This window comes from Microscilla marina ATCC 23134, from assembly GCF_000169175.1.
GTDB lineage: Bacteria > Bacteroidota > Bacteroidia > Cytophagales > Microscillaceae > Microscilla > Microscilla marina.
Genome location: NZ_AAWS01000017.1, coordinates 126,972 through 141,209, shown reverse-complemented (window position 1 = coordinate 141,209; position 14,238 = coordinate 126,972). Strand labels below are relative to the sequence as shown.

General features: G+C 41.9%; 10 protein-coding genes. 9 read left to right on the top strand and 1 reads right to left on the bottom strand.

Annotation, left to right across the window (positions count from 1 at the left end):
* The first annotated feature begins 38 nt into the window (after positions 1–38).
* The 9 genes from M23134_RS17570 (at position 39) to M23134_RS17525 (ending at position 12,752) form a co-directional block, all read left to right on the top strand.
* A complete protein-coding gene (locus M23134_RS17570) occupies positions 39–1,184 on the top strand; it encodes an aspartate aminotransferase family protein (protein WP_002698480.1) in 1,146 nt (381 codons plus the stop codon).
* A gap of 84 nt (positions 1,185–1,268) precedes the next feature.
* Positions 1,269–2,405: an aspartate aminotransferase family protein gene (locus tag M23134_RS17565; RefSeq protein WP_045113771.1), complete on the top strand. Its 1,137-nt coding sequence runs from the start codon at positions 1,269–1,271 to the stop codon at positions 2,403–2,405.
* A gap of 3,375 nt (positions 2,406–5,780) precedes the next feature.
* Entirely contained in the window at positions 5,781–7,928 is a 2,148-nt protein-coding gene (ccoN, locus tag M23134_RS17555; protein WP_002698470.1) for a cytochrome-c oxidase, cbb3-type subunit I, read from the top strand.
* Positions 7,929–8,010: 82 nt separating this feature from the next.
* Positions 8,011–8,214: a hypothetical protein gene (locus M23134_RS17550; RefSeq protein ID WP_002698469.1), complete on the top strand. Its 204-nt coding sequence runs from the start codon at positions 8,011–8,013 to the stop codon at positions 8,212–8,214.
* Positions 8,211–9,137, top strand: a complete 927-nt coding sequence (locus M23134_RS17545; protein ID WP_002698466.1) for a cbb3-type cytochrome c oxidase N-terminal domain-containing protein — start codon at positions 8,211–8,213, stop codon at positions 9,135–9,137. The genes M23134_RS17550 and M23134_RS17545 overlap by 4 nt, the downstream gene beginning before the upstream one ends.
* Positions 9,138–9,214: 77 nt before the next feature.
* Entirely contained in the window at positions 9,215–9,634 is a 420-nt protein-coding gene (locus M23134_RS17540; RefSeq protein WP_002698465.1) for a globin domain-containing protein, read from the top strand.
* 268 nt (positions 9,635–9,902) lie between these two features.
* Positions 9,903–11,351 carry a cytochrome c oxidase accessory protein CcoG gene (ccoG, locus tag M23134_RS17535; RefSeq protein ID WP_002698464.1) on the top strand — a complete coding sequence of 483 codons (1,449 nt, stop codon included), beginning with the start codon at positions 9,903–9,905 and terminating at the stop codon, positions 11,349–11,351.
* 96 nt (positions 11,352–11,447) lie between these two features.
* Positions 11,448–11,915: a FixH family protein gene (locus tag M23134_RS17530; RefSeq protein WP_002698463.1), complete on the top strand. Its 468-nt coding sequence runs from the start codon at positions 11,448–11,450 to the stop codon at positions 11,913–11,915.
* 102 nt (positions 11,916–12,017) lie between these two features.
* Positions 12,018–12,752, top strand: a complete 735-nt coding sequence (locus M23134_RS17525) for a sulfite exporter TauE/SafE family protein (protein ID WP_002698462.1) — start codon at positions 12,018–12,020, stop codon at positions 12,750–12,752.
* Between the two features lie 103 nt (positions 12,753–12,855).
* On the opposite strand, the gene M23134_RS17520 is transcribed toward M23134_RS17525, so the two are convergent.
* Positions 12,856–13,959, bottom strand: coding sequence for a type III polyketide synthase (locus M23134_RS17520; protein WP_002698461.1), 1,104 nt, complete (start codon positions 13,957–13,959; stop codon positions 12,856–12,858).
* Positions 13,960–14,238: the final 279 nt, after the last annotated feature.

The following is a 14,238-nucleotide window of genomic DNA, read 5'->3' as shown; positions in this document are numbered from 1 at the left end:
TGGAAAGCGCCACCTGAAGCCAGTATATAAAAAGAAAAATGAACTTATTTGAAGTATATCCATCGTTTGATGTAGAGCCGGTAAAAGGCAAAGGAGTATATGTGCAAGACACCCAAGGGCAACAGTATTTAGATTTGTACGGAGGGCATGCGGTCATGTCGGTAGGGCATAGTCACCCACATTATATCCAAAGCATTGCCCACCAGTTAAACAGTCTGGGGTTTTACTCTAACTCAACCCAAAACTCTTTACAAAAACAGCTTGCTCATCAACTTACCCAGTTGTCAGGCTATACCGATTACTCGTTGTTTTTGTGCAATACCGGAGCCGAAGCCAACGAAAGTGCTTTTACGCTGGCTTCGTACCACACCCAACGGCGTAAAATTCTCACTTTTACCCGTGGCTTTCATGGGCGCACCTCGGCTGCGATTGCGGTAACTGATATGCCCCAAAAACTGGCGCCTGTAAACACGGTACACGAGGTGGTCAGGGTACCTTTAAACGATATTGAAAGCGTTGCTCAACATTTGAAGTCGGGCGAAGTGGCGGCAGTCATTGTAGAAGGCATTCAAGGCTATGGCGGCATCCATGTGCCCAACCCTCAGTTTTTGACTCAACTGCAGCAACTTTGCCACGATACCCAAACTGTTTTGATTGCCGATGAAATACAATCGGGTTATGGGCGTTCGGGTAAATTCTTTGCTCACCAATACACCCACCTCCGCCCCGACATTATCACTGTGGCAAAGGGTATGGGCAATGGTTTTCCGATTGGCGGGGTATTGATTAGCCCTCAGTTTACCCCACGCAAGGGAATGCTGGGCACCACTTTTGGCGGCAACCATTTGGCGTGTGCGGCAGGCATTGCTGTCCTTGAGATTATTGAAAAAGAGGGGTTGATACAAAATGCTGCGGAGGTAGGCAATTATATGCAACAACGTCTGCGGGCGATAGAGGGCATCAAAGAGGTACGCGGCAAGGGATTGATGATAGGCGTAGAGTTCGATTTTCCGGTAGCTGAGTTGCGCAAACAATTGGTATACAAGCACCATATTTTTACTGGGGTATCGGGCACACACGTATTGCGCATATTGCCTCCGCTCAAGCTTGCCAAAACCGATGTAGACTTGTTTGCCACTGCTTTGCAACAAATCTTGAACAATATGATGGCGGTGTGTGTGTGAAAAAAGAGGTTGTAATATTATATTTGCAAATATGATATTTTTTAGTGAGTTGGTCGCTTGATGCTTAATTTAAAGAAACAAACAATGAAACTATTTGATGTTTACCCCTTATTTGACATAGAGCCTACCAAAGCCAAAGGAGCTTATGTATGGGACAAAACCGGGCAAAAATATTTGGACTTGTACGGAGGGCATGCAGTGATTTCTATTGGGCATAGTCACCCGCATTATGTACAGCGTATCAATGAGCAACTCCAGCAAATAGGTTTTTATTCCAACTCGGTGCAAAATTCATTGCAAGCGCAATTGGCCACAAAACTGGGCGAGCTCTCTGGTTATGATGATTATACCTTGTTTTTGTGTAACTCTGGCGCTGAAGCCAATGAAAATGCTTTAAAACTAGCTTCGTTTCATACGGGGCGCAGTAAAATATTGGCTTTTGCCAAAGGCTTTCACGGGCGTACCTCGGCAACAGTAGCCGCTACCGACAATCCTAAAATAGTGGCGCCAATCAATGCCAATCACGCGGTGGTAAGAGTGCCTTGGGGCGATTTAGAAGCTACCAAAACTGAGTTGGACCAGCACGACATAGCTGCGGTAATTATAGAAGGCATACAGGGCGTAGGAGGTGTACAAGTGCCTGATCCGGTGTTTTTAGAGGGATTGGCGCAAGCTTGTAAAGCGGCTGGTACGGTCTTAATTTTAGACGAAATACAGTCAGGCTATGGTCGTTCGGGTAAGTTCTTTGCCCATCAATACAGTACTATTAGGCCTGACCTCATTACCATGGCAAAAGGCATGGGCAACGGGTTTCCGGTGGGAGGTGCATTGATCAGCTCAGGGTTTGAGCCTTGGCATGGAATGTTGGGTACTACCTTTGGCGGCAACCATTTGGCGTGCGTGGCAAGCATTGCTGTACTGGAAGTGTTGGAACAAGAAAAGCTCATGAATAACGCTCACCAAGTGGGTGATTATTTGATGAAACAACTCAAAAACATAGGCGCAGTGAAGGATTTGAGAGGACAGGGACTGATGATTGGGTTGGAGTTTGATTTTGAAATCAGGGATTTACGTAAGCAATTGTTATTTGAACATCATATTTTTACCGGGGCATCGGGGGCCCATACTTTGCGCTTGTTGCCTCCTTTGGGCATTGGGCAAACCGAAGCAGATATGTTTATCGAGGCTTTGCAAGTTGTATTAAGTAAAGTGGTTTCTTGAAAAACCGAAAAGTCACTAAAGTAAAAAACGAGACCCTAACAGGATCTCGTTTTTCTTTCCTAACCACAAAGCTTATTAAATATCTTTGGTTAGTATATATTCAAACCAAAGACCAAAAGTGTTTTGAGTTGAAAATTATTTTTTAAGTGTTTGATAGTCAGTGGGATAAAATTTTATTTTTTTGACTTGATGAAAATTTAGAAGATTGAAAAAACGCGGTTTTTATACGGTATTTCGTAACTAATGCGGTATTTCGTTAGTAGGGGCAATCCTTGTAACTGCCCACCTGGAAAAATGATTGTTTGAGGATGACCACAAGGGAATCGTCCCTACAATTGTTGGATGATTATTTGGATGGTATATGCCAGGGCGACCACAAGGGAATCGCCCCTACAATTGTTGGGTGATTATTGGGGGCTTGATAGAGATATGATGATTTGATCAGGGCAAGTGTTGGTCAGGATAAAGCCCAAAGACCAACACCTGAAACGGTATTTTTTCCCTCTCCGCGAAGGTCTTACCGAAGGGTGACCTGAGCAATGCTACTCGAAACATCATAAACGACTTGTGTAAGAATTTCTGGGTTGGCAAGTGTTGGTCAGGCTAAAGCCCAAAGACCTACACCTGAGATGTTATTTGTATAGCCAGTTGCTCCCTCGTAAACTACTGATGACAACTTAAGGAATTTGTAGTTGTGGTGCCTGGAGCAAGTAAGTGTATCCAGGTAGTAAAATACCACCAGATTAGCTACGCTGAACTCACAAGCTCGGTTCTTCATTTTATTCAGAATGACATGGCCTTTTGGGTTTCGACTTGTCATCTTTCACTCCTCCGTGAAGGTCTTACCGCAGGGTGACCGGAGCAATGCTATTCGAAACATCATAAACGACTTGTGTAAGAATTTCTGGGTTGGCAAGTGTTGGTCAGGATAAAGCCCAAAGACCTACACCTGAAACGGTATTTTTTCCCCCTCCGCGAAGGTCTTACCGAAGGGTGACCTGAGCAATGCTACTCGAAACATCATAAACGACTTGTGTAAGAATTTCTGGGTTGGCAAGTGTTGGTCAGGCTAAAGCCCAACACCTGAGATGGTCACTAAAGTAAAAAACGAGACCCTAACAGGATCTCGTTTTTCTTTCCTAACCACAAAGCTTATTAAATATCTTTGGTTAAAATATATTCAAACCAAAGACCAAAAGTATTTTGAGTTGGAAATTATTTTTTAAGTAACTGACAGTCAGCGAAATAAAATTTCATTTTTTTACTTCTATGGAAATGAAAGACACTAAAAATGAAGGTTTTTATACGATGTTTCGTAACTAATGCGGTATTTCGTTAGTAGGGGCAATCCTTGTAACTGCCCACCTGGAAAAATGATTGTTTGAGGATGACCACAAGGGAATCGTCCCTACAATTGTTGGATGATTATTTGGATGGTATATGCCAGGGCGACCACAAGGGAATCGCCCCTACAATTGTTGGATGATTATTTGGATGGTATATGCCAGGGCGACCACAAGGAAATCGCCCCTACAATTGTTGGATGATTATTTGGATGGTATATGCCAGGGCGACCACAAGGGAATCGCCCCTACAATTGTTGGATGATTATTTGGATGGTATATGCCAGGGCGACCACAAGGGAATCGCCCCTACAATTGTTGGATGATTATTGGGGGTTTGATAGAGATATGATGATTTGATCAGGGCACTAAAGTAAAAAACGAGACCCTAACAGAATCTCGTTTTTTTTTCCTAACCACAAAGCTTATTAAATATCTTTGGTTAGTATATATTCAAACCAAAGACCAAAAGTGTTTTGAGTTGAAAATTATTTTTTAAGTAATTGACAGTCAGCGAAATAAAATTTCATTTTTTTACTTCTATGGAAATGAAAGACACTAAAAATGAAGGTTTTTATACGATATTTCGTAACGAATGCGGTATTTCGTTAGTAGGGGCAATCCTTGTAACTGCCCACCTGGAAAAATGATTGTTTGAGGATGACCACAAGGGAATCGCCCCTACAATTGTTGGATGATTATTTGGATGGTATATGCCAGGGCGACCACAAGGGAATCGCCCCTACAATTGTTGGATGATTATTGGGGTGGTATATGCCAGGGCGACCACAAGGGAATCGCCTCTACAATTGTTGGATGATTATTGGGGTGGTATATGCCAGGGCGACCACAAGGGAATCGCCCCTACAATTGTTGGATGATTATTGGGGTGGTATATGCCAGGGCGACCACAAGGGAATCGCCTCTACAATTGTTGGATGATTATTTGGGTGGTATATGCCAGGGCGACCACAAGGAAATCGCCCCTACAATTGTTGGATGATTATTGGGGGCTTGATAGAGATATGATGATTTGATCAGGGCACTAAAGTAAAAAACGAGACCCTAACAGAATCTCGTTTTTTTTTCCTAACCACAAAGCTTATTAAATATCTTTGGTTAAAATATATTCAAACCAAAGACCAAAAGTGTTTTGAGTTGAAAATTATTTTTTAAGTAATTGACAGTCAGCGAAATAAAATTTCATTTTTTTACTTCTATGGAAATGAAAGACACTAAAAATGAAGATTTTTATACGATATTTCGTAACAAATGCGGTATTTCGTTAGTAGGGGCAATCCTTGTAACTGCCCACCTGGAAAAATGATTGTTTGAGGATGACCACAAGGGAATCGCCCCTACAATTGTTGGATGATTATTGGGGTGGTATATGCCAGGGCGACCACAAGGGAATCGCCTCTACAATTGTTGGATGATTATTGGGGTGGTATATGCCAGGGCGACCACAAGGGAATCGCCCCTACAATTGTTGGATGATTATTGGGGGCTTGATAGAGATATGATGATTTGATCAGGGCACTAAAGTAAAAAACGAGACCCTAACAGAATCTCGTTTTTTTTTCCTAACCACAAAGCTTATTAAATATCTTTGGTTAGTATATATTCAAACCAAAGACCAAAAGCATTTTGAGTTGGAAATTATTTTTTAAGTAACTGACAGTCAGCGAAATAAAATTTCATTTTTTTACTCCTATGGAAATGAAAGACACTAAAAATGAAGGTTTTTATACGGTATTTAGTAAGAAGTGCGGTATTTCGTTACTTTTAATAAGAACAATTACCCTGGCAAATAGAGAATACCCACTACATTCTTGCTTCTACTTTGGCAAACATGCCACCACTACCAATACCAAGCATCAAAGTTACAACCCACCATAAAATCAAAAGGTCATTTCAAAAGATGACAATTGTCAGTTTTTGCTCTGTTAGATGTCATTTGTTGCCGAAAGGCTTGTGCCTACTTTTGAACCACATTGCGATTAGAATACCCTTAAACTTATATTTTTAAATCATGCAAGTAGAAAAATTTCGGTACGACAATGGGATTGTGAGGCTATTTGTCATTGCCACTGTAGTATTTGCTATTGTGGGGATGACGGTAGGGCTTTTGATAGCCATACAACTCTTTGCTCCTCAATTCAACTTCGGAATACCCTACACCTCGTTTGGGCGTATCCGACCCCTCCACACCAACGCCATCATATTTGCCTTTGTAGGTAACGCTATGTTTGCCGGGGTGTATTACTCTATGCAACGTTTGCTCAAAGCCCGTATGTTTAGCGATGCACTGAGCCGGGTTCACTTCTGGGGCTGGCAACTGATCATAGTTGCAGCAGCTATCACATTGCCTCTGGGTATCACTACCAGCCACGAATACGCTGAGCTTGAGTGGCCTATAGACATTGCCATTACCCTGATTTGGGTGGTGTTTGGTATCAATATGATTGGTACCATTATCAAGCGACGTGAACGACATATGTATGTGGCTATTTGGTTTTACATAGCTACCTTTATCACAGTAGCAGTATTGCACGTGGTAAACTCATTTGAGTTGCCTATTAGCTTTACCAAAAGTTATTATTTGTATGCCGGCGTACAAGACGCACTGGTGCAGTGGTGGTATGGACATAACGCGGTGGCGTTTTTCTTAACTACTCCATTTTTGGGTATTATGTATTATTACCTACCCAAAGCAGCCAATCGTCCGGTATATTCTTACAAGCTCTCTATTATTCACTTCTGGGCATTGATATTTATTTACATATGGGCAGGTCCTCACCACTTATTATATACCTCATTGCCAGGTTGGGCACAGAGCTTAGGGGTGGTTTTTTCTATTATGTTGATTGCTCCTTCATGGGGGGGTATGTTGAATGGTCTTTTGACTTTGCGTGGCGCTTGGGACAGGGTACGTGAAGACCCCATTCTTAAGTTTATGGTAGTGGCGATTACTGCTTATGGTATGGCTACTTTTGAAGGTCCAATGCTGTCGTTAAAGAATGTAAATGCCATTGCTCACTATACCGACTGGATCGTAGCACACGTACACGTGGGTGGTTTGGGCTGGAACGGCTTCATTATTTTTGGTATGCTTTACTGGATGGTACCACGTATGTGGCAAACCAAGTTGTTTTCTACCCGCCTTGCCAATATTCACTTCTGGATAGGTACCCTCGGAATCATTTTTTATGCTTTGCCTATGTATTGGGCTGGTTTTACCCAAAGCTTGATGTGGAAACAGTTTGAGCCAGATGGTTTGCTTACTTACAAAAACTTTTTGGATACTACCCTACAGATTGTTCCTATGTATGCGCTCCGTGCTTTTGGTGGTTTGCTTTACCTTACAGGTGCTTTCATTATGGCGTATAACCTTTGGAAAACGGCCGCGCAGGGTAAGTTTCTTGCCAACGAAGATGCTGAGGCTCCTCCTATGGAAACCAAACAACATGCGGTACACAAAGGTGCCTGGCACCGGGTACTTGAGCGTAAGCCTATTTTGTTTACGGTATTGACTACCATTGCTATTTTGATTGGGGGATTGATAGAGTTGATGCCTACTTTCCTGATTCAGTCTAATGTGCCTACTATTGCCGCAGTGAAACCTTATACGCCACTAGAGCTCGAAGGGCGCGACTTGTATATAAGAGAAGGTTGTGTAGGATGCCACTCTCAAATGATTCGTCCGTTCCGCTCTGAGGTAGAACGCTACGACCCTGACGGAGGACAATACTCTAAAGCCGGCGAGTTTGTATACGATCACCCATTTTTGTGGGGGTCTAAACGTACTGGTCCTGATTTGCACCGTTTGGGTGGCAAGTATGGACACAACTGGCACTATCGCCACATGCTCGATCCACGCCTTACATCTCCGGGTTCTATTATGCCTCCTTACCCTTGGCTCATGACCCAAACTTATGACAGAGACGGTATCAAGGCTAAAATAAATGCGATGAGAACTTTGGGAGTTCCTTATCCTGAAGGGTTTGAAAATCAGGCCGCTGATGAAATGGACAAGCAAGCTACTGAGATAGTGACGCAACTTGCCAAGGATAAAATAAAGGTAAGCAAAGACAAAGAGATTGTGGCTTTGATTGCCTACCTGCAGCGCCTGGGAACCGACATTAAGGTAAAAGACCAAGATCAGGTCAGCCAAAAATAACGATTGTTCAATGGTTTCACTGTCAAATGGTTGGCGTTACATCAGGCAGTCGTTTAACAGTGAAGCAATAAAACCATAAAAAATGTTTAAACATTATTTCGAACAAGTTCAAAACATCGAGGTTTTTCCGGTGATTTCACTCATCATATTTTTTAGTTTTTTTCTACTGCTCATTATATGGTTATTCAAGGTAGACAAAAAACACATCAGCGAAATGAGGCATTTACCGCTGGATTTAGATGTAACAAAAAATGAATCTCAACATTCTGAAAATACACAGTCATGAGACAACTAATTTATAAGATCTGGCAAAAAACGGGTCTGCTTAAACTCAATAAAAAAGCAAAGTGGCTGGCGGCAATGCTCACTTTGTTCAGTGTTGCTCCATTATGGGCACAAGGAACTGCCGCCAAAGAATCAAGCTATTTTGGTATGCCCAAATCTGAATTTATGATGGTAATGCTCATTGTATTACTAATTGTGGCTGCAGTATTGGTGCTTACAGTGTCTATGTATGTGGTATCTATGCTCAACATTATTTTGTTGAAAGACCAACGCGAAAAAGGCTTGAAACCTGACGGTTTGCTCACTGGTATGTGGAAAAACTGGATGAACAAGCAAAACTACCGGGTGGCACTTGAAGACGAGGAAGACATTATGCTTGACCACGAGTATGATGGCATTCGCGAATTGGACAACCACTTGCCCCCATGGTGGACAGCACTCTTTTATATCTGTATTGTGTTTGCGGTGGTATATATTGCCTTGTATGAGGTAACAGGTACATTGCCTAACCAAATAGAAGAGTTTGAAACCGAAATGGCGGTGGCTGCCAAGCAGGTAGAGGCTTACAAAAAAACTCAGGCAAACAACATTGACGAAAACAGTGTGAAGTTTGTAAAAGATGATGCCACTGCGCTTGATGGTGGTAAAGCAATTTTTGTCAAGAACTGCGTTACCTGTCACGGTAAAAATGCAGAGGGAGGCATCGGCCCTAACCTTACTGACGCCTACTGGTTGTATGGTGGCGACATTAAAGGAGTGTTTAAAACCATTAAATATGGGGCTAAAAACGGGATGAAGGCTTGGAAGAAAGACTTAAAGCCTGAAGAGATGCAAAATGTGGCAAGTTATATTTTGACTCTACAGGGTACCAAACCTGCCAACGCCAAAGAACCTCAAGGTAAAAAACTGGAAGCAAAGAAATAGGGAATATACCAGTAGCTGGACTGCTTACACTTGTGTAGCAGTCCGCTTATCTGGTATTGATGATCAGGTAATTAATAATGACAACACAAGACATAAATTTAGTGCGCAATTCGTGGGTATCGGTATTGGCGCATCGAGATGAGGCAGGCGATATTTTTTACAACTACTTGTTTAAGCAAAATCCACAAGTGAAACGCTTGTTTCAATCAAACACACATATCCAAAATCAAAAGCTGATGTCTTCTATCACTTTGATTGTTACCAAGTTGAACAAACTGGACAACATAAAAGAAGAAGTAAAGTTTTTGGCAAAACGACATGTAAACTATCAAGTAAAGCCAGCCTATTTTACGGCTTTTGGCAATGCATTTCTTTATATGCTTGCTCAAGTGTTGGGCAATGCCTGGACACACGAAATGAAAACTGCCTGGAAAAAAGTATATCAGTTGATTTCTCAGGCTATGATAGAGGGGCTTACAGACAAAACAGATCATTGAGTATCTGCCCGTAAGTTTTACCAAAAAGATAAGCACATAATTTAAGGAATAGTACCAAAATAAATTTACATTTTTAACGTCATCTTTCGCTGACAGAATTCGTTAAAAAAACTTGCCGTAGCGCTGCTATGACGCGTTTTTTTGCCTCTCCTGCCAACAAAATATTTTGGCGTTACTATAGAACTTTATTTTTACACCATTCCTAAGGGCTATTAGGCACACTGCCCTGTATAGAAAGACCATCGTAAAAAAGACAATTAATAAACACATGAATAGTTTAGAAGATATTATCGACACGGAAGAGTACCGTGACACTATTGCCACTGTAGACGACAAGGGCAAACGTGTATGGCTTTATCCTAAAAAGCCTAAAGGCAAGTATTACAACCGCCGTAAACTGGTGTCAGTAGTATTACTCATCTTGTTTTTTGGGGCACCATTGATCAAAATAGATGGCAACCCTTTGTTTTTGTTCAATGTATTTGAGCGCAAGTTTGTCTTGTTTGGCAGGTTATTCCTTCCGGCAGACTTTCACCTTTTTGTACTTGCTACCATCACTTTTTTTATATTCATCATTTTGTTTACTGTAGCCTATGGGCGTGTATGGTGTGGTTGGGCTTGCCCCCAAACTATATTTATGGAAATGGTTTTTCGCCGCATAGAGTACTGGATAGAAGGTGACGCCAACCAACAGCGGAAACTCAATAAACGCCCCTGGGACAAAGACAAAGTCATTCGTAAAACAAGCAAGCAACTTATTTTCTTCGCCATTTCACTGCTTATTGCCCACGCTGCTATGGCGTATATGGTAGGCATTGAGCAAACCATTGCTATTGCCTCCAAACCTCCGACGGAAAACCTTGCCGGATTTGTTGGGTTAATGGCGTTTACGGGAGTTTTTTATGGCGTATTTGCCAAGTTTCGCGAGCAGGCTTGTATAGCGGTATGTCCTTATGGTCGCTTACAAAGCGTGTTACTTACCAAAGATTCGGTAGGGGTAGCTTATGACTTTGAACGTGGTGAACCCAGGGGAAAACTCAAGAAAAAACAAAGTGCCGCAAATAGCAATAAACCGTTGAACCTGGATGATTTGGAAAAACCACAAGGCGACTGTGTAGACTGTAAGCTTTGTGTGCATGTGTGCCCCACTGGTATCGATATTCGCAATGGCTCGCAAATGGAGTGTGTAAACTGCACTGCTTGTATAGATGCTTGCGATGCTGTGATGGAAAAGATAGAAAAGCCCAAGGGGTTGATCAGGTATGCCTCGCACAATAACATTGAAAACAAAACCAACTGGAAACTACGCAATCCACGGGTGCTTGCTTACACCGCCGTTTTATTTATTCTTATTGGCTTACAGGCTTTTTTATTGATGGAGCGTGGCAAGTATGAGGTTACTTTATTGCGTGCGCCAGGTTCTTTGTACAGCGAACTACCTAATGGTAATATTACCAATGTATACAATGCCCGCATTATCAATAAGAGCAACGAAAATGCCTCTTTTACTTTTAAACTTAAAAATAGCAAGGGTAAGATTCACTTTGCGGGTAATACGCTCAAAGTAGCAAAAAGTGAAACTGCTGAGGGGGTGTTTGTTCTGGAACTACCTCCAGGTGAGGTAAAATCTCTTAAAACTGAGGTAGAAATAGAGGTATGGGATAGCAAACAAAAAATAGAAACTATCCATACAGTATTTTTAGGGCCAGGAGGCTGACACAAGTTGCACTTTCAAACCAAAAAGGCAAATATCAAATCTTAAAATCAAAAGTCAGCAACCCCTTTGGTTGCTGGCTTCAAAATATATAAAACTATGAATTGGGGACACAAAATCACTGGAGTAATTATAGTATTTGTGGGCATGATCATGTTTATGGTGGTCAAGGCAATGCGTCAGGATAACATTCACTTGGTGTCTAAAGATTATTATAAAGAGGAGATTGAGTACCAAAAGGAAATCAACAAACTAAAGAATGTTCAAAATTTAAAAGAAGGCTTTGCTTTTCAGTATATCAGCAAACATCAAACTTTTAAACTAAAATTTCCCAAAAATACTACCCAAGGGCAAGTCACGTTTTTCCGGCCAGCAAATGCTCGCAAAGACTTTACAGTGCCAGTAGAAACTGGTACCGATGGCATACAGCTTATTCCTATAGCTAATTGTAAGTTTGACAAAGGGTTTTGGCGCGTAAAAATTAACTGGCAAGATGCTCAAAAAAAATACTATGTAGAAAAGCGAATTATCATTGCCAAAGATGGTAACGTGGAAATTAAAGGTTAGAAGCTCTGACAAGGTGCTAGGTACACCCTGTTCTCTAAGCAGCTACACTTTTCTATCACGTTGATTTTTAGCAACTTATAAAAACCGTAGTTAGAAATACTTATGTTATTATACACTGCATTTATATTGGGTTTATTGGGTAGTTTCCACTGTGTGGGCATGTGTGGTCCTATTGCCTTTGCATTACCCATTAGCAAGCGTAACAATGCCGAGCTGATCAAAAGCAGGGTGTTGTATAACCTGGGGCGAATACTCACCTATACTTTGTTGGGGGCTATTGTAGGGGTATTGGGGCGAGGAGTGGTATTGTCTGGTGCCCAGCAGTGGTTATCTATTGGTGTTGGGGTACTCTTATTACTATTCTTTATTTTACCCAACCGCCTTACACGTCGCCTTGACATGTTGCGCCCCGTGCAAAAGCTGGTATTTAGGGTAAAACAAAACCTGGGGCACTTGTTTAAGCAAAAAACAGCCAAGTCTTATGTATTGATTGGCACCTTGAACGGTTTTTTGCCTTGTGGACTGGTATACTTAGCAATGGCGGGGGCAATAGCTACAGGAAGCGTAACCCAGGCAATGGCTTATATGGCACTGTTTGGTGCAGGAACTTTTCCGGTAATGCTCACGGTGGCACTGGCAGGCAATTTTATCAAACCTCAGCTCAAAACCCGCATGTACAAGCTAGTGCCTGTATTTACCATTACCCTGGCGGTATTGCTTATTGTAAGAGGGCTCAACCTGGGCATTCCTTACCTAAGCCCCAAGATTGTAAAGCATCATCACCACACTAGCATCGAGTGCTGCGAAGTGCCTGACACAGGTAAGCAACAACCATAAAAATATCAAAAATACTCACTAACGGAGTGTGTTTATAATTAGTCTTTCTGAATACCAACTTCTTTATGAGAAGTTGGTATTTTTTATTGCGGTCAATGTCCACCTAATCATTTGGGCAAAACACCTTCATCAATGCCGACTCCAGGGTAAGCCCTGGCCCAAAAGCCATACTCAGAATACGTTGGTCGTGGTGCTCCTCTCCTACTTGCTCTAATAAACGCTTTAGCACAAACAACACTGTAACCGAAGACATATTGCCGTATTGCTGTAAAACCTCATAAGCAGTAGCATTGGCTTTTTTGGGAATACCCAAGCTTTGTTCGATACGCTCTAGTATGCGACGCCCACCAGGATGAATAGCAAACAGTTCTATATCAGGCATATTGAGCTGATAGTTTTGCAACAACCTACCTACCAATGCCTTAAGTTTGCCTTCGAGCAATTGAGGTACATAAGACGAAAGTTTCATTTCGAAGCCATGGTCTTTGATATGCCACGCCATATCTCCTTTGCCATCGGGCTCCAGGTCACAATAAAAGCCCTCTAAGGCAATGGCTTTATGGGCAGGTGGATGCCCCTGAAGCAATACTGCCGCTGCTCCATCGGCAAAAATGGCGTTGGCCACCAGATCATCTTTAGCAGTCGACTTCTGGAAATGCAACGTGCACAGTTCTACTCCTACCACCAACACCTTGGCCTTGGGGGTAGCACGACAAATTATATCGGCTATTTTGAGTGCGTTGAAAGCTGCATAACAACCCATAAAGTTAATACAAGTGCGTTGTACTGAGTGTGCTAAACCCAGTTTTTCTACCAATTCTATGTCAAGCCCTGGAGCATACATACCCGTGCAACTCACCGTAATCAAATGGGTGATTTCGGTCACAGAAAAATTAGCAGGCAAACAATTTGCCACTGCTGCGGTAGCCAAAGTAGCAGCGTGTTTTTCGTATTGTTGCATACGTTGGGCAGTAGAAGGAAATGTGTTGCCGGTATTAGGATAAAAATCAAAATCATTGGTTTTAGCGTAATCCTCCAACACCGAATAGCGATAGTCAATAGACGTAGCACGGTACAATAGCTGGAGCTTGCGTGCCTCACGAGGCGATAGTTCCAGAAATTTTACCATAAACTCGGCAGTAGTTTGTTGGGCAATCTGATGAACCGGGTTGGCGGTTCCTATGGAGTGAATATATGTTTTGTTCATGCGCCAGTTGGCTTTGGGTAATGTATCAACGATACACTGGTTTTTGTAAGAAAGTTGCCTACAGATTTATAAAATACTGTTTCAACACTAGGAAAAGCCCTGAAACAGGTCTGTATATCTGTCACTTAAGTACTTTTGAGTAAAAGATAAGGATGGCAGCTTTGCTAGGATTTTAACCTTTGAAATTAGTGATTGTTTACAAATCTTTATTTTTTGCGTATTGGATAAAGATACGTTAGCCTTTATGGTTTTAACAAATTTCATCATAACTTCGTTTAC

Bases quoted from the DNA above. Each gene is read 5' to 3' on its own strand.
- M23134_RS17570 (WP_002698480.1), top strand. From the start codon at position 39: ATGAACTTATTTGAAGTATATCCATCGTTTGATGTAGAGCCGGTAAAA.
- M23134_RS17565 (WP_045113771.1), top strand. From the start codon at position 1,269: ATGAAACTATTTGATGTTTACCCCTTATTTGACATAGAGCCTACCAAA.
- ccoN (WP_002698470.1), top strand. From the start codon at position 5,781: ATGCAAGTAGAAAAATTTCGGTACGACAATGGGATTGTGAGGCTATTT.
- M23134_RS17550 (WP_002698469.1), top strand. From the start codon at position 8,011: ATGTTTAAACATTATTTCGAACAAGTTCAAAACATCGAGGTTTTTCCG.
- M23134_RS17545 (WP_002698466.1), top strand. From the start codon at position 8,211: ATGAGACAACTAATTTATAAGATCTGGCAAAAAACGGGTCTGCTTAAA.
- M23134_RS17540 (WP_002698465.1), top strand. From the start codon at position 9,215: ATGACAACACAAGACATAAATTTAGTGCGCAATTCGTGGGTATCGGTA.
- ccoG (WP_002698464.1), top strand. From the start codon at position 9,903: ATGAATAGTTTAGAAGATATTATCGACACGGAAGAGTACCGTGACACT.
- M23134_RS17530 (WP_002698463.1), top strand. From the start codon at position 11,448: ATGAATTGGGGACACAAAATCACTGGAGTAATTATAGTATTTGTGGGC.
- M23134_RS17525 (WP_002698462.1), top strand. From the start codon at position 12,018: ATGTTATTATACACTGCATTTATATTGGGTTTATTGGGTAGTTTCCAC.
- M23134_RS17520 (WP_002698461.1), bottom strand. From the start codon at position 13,959: ATGAACAAAACATATATTCACTCCATAGGAACCGCCAACCCGGTTCAT.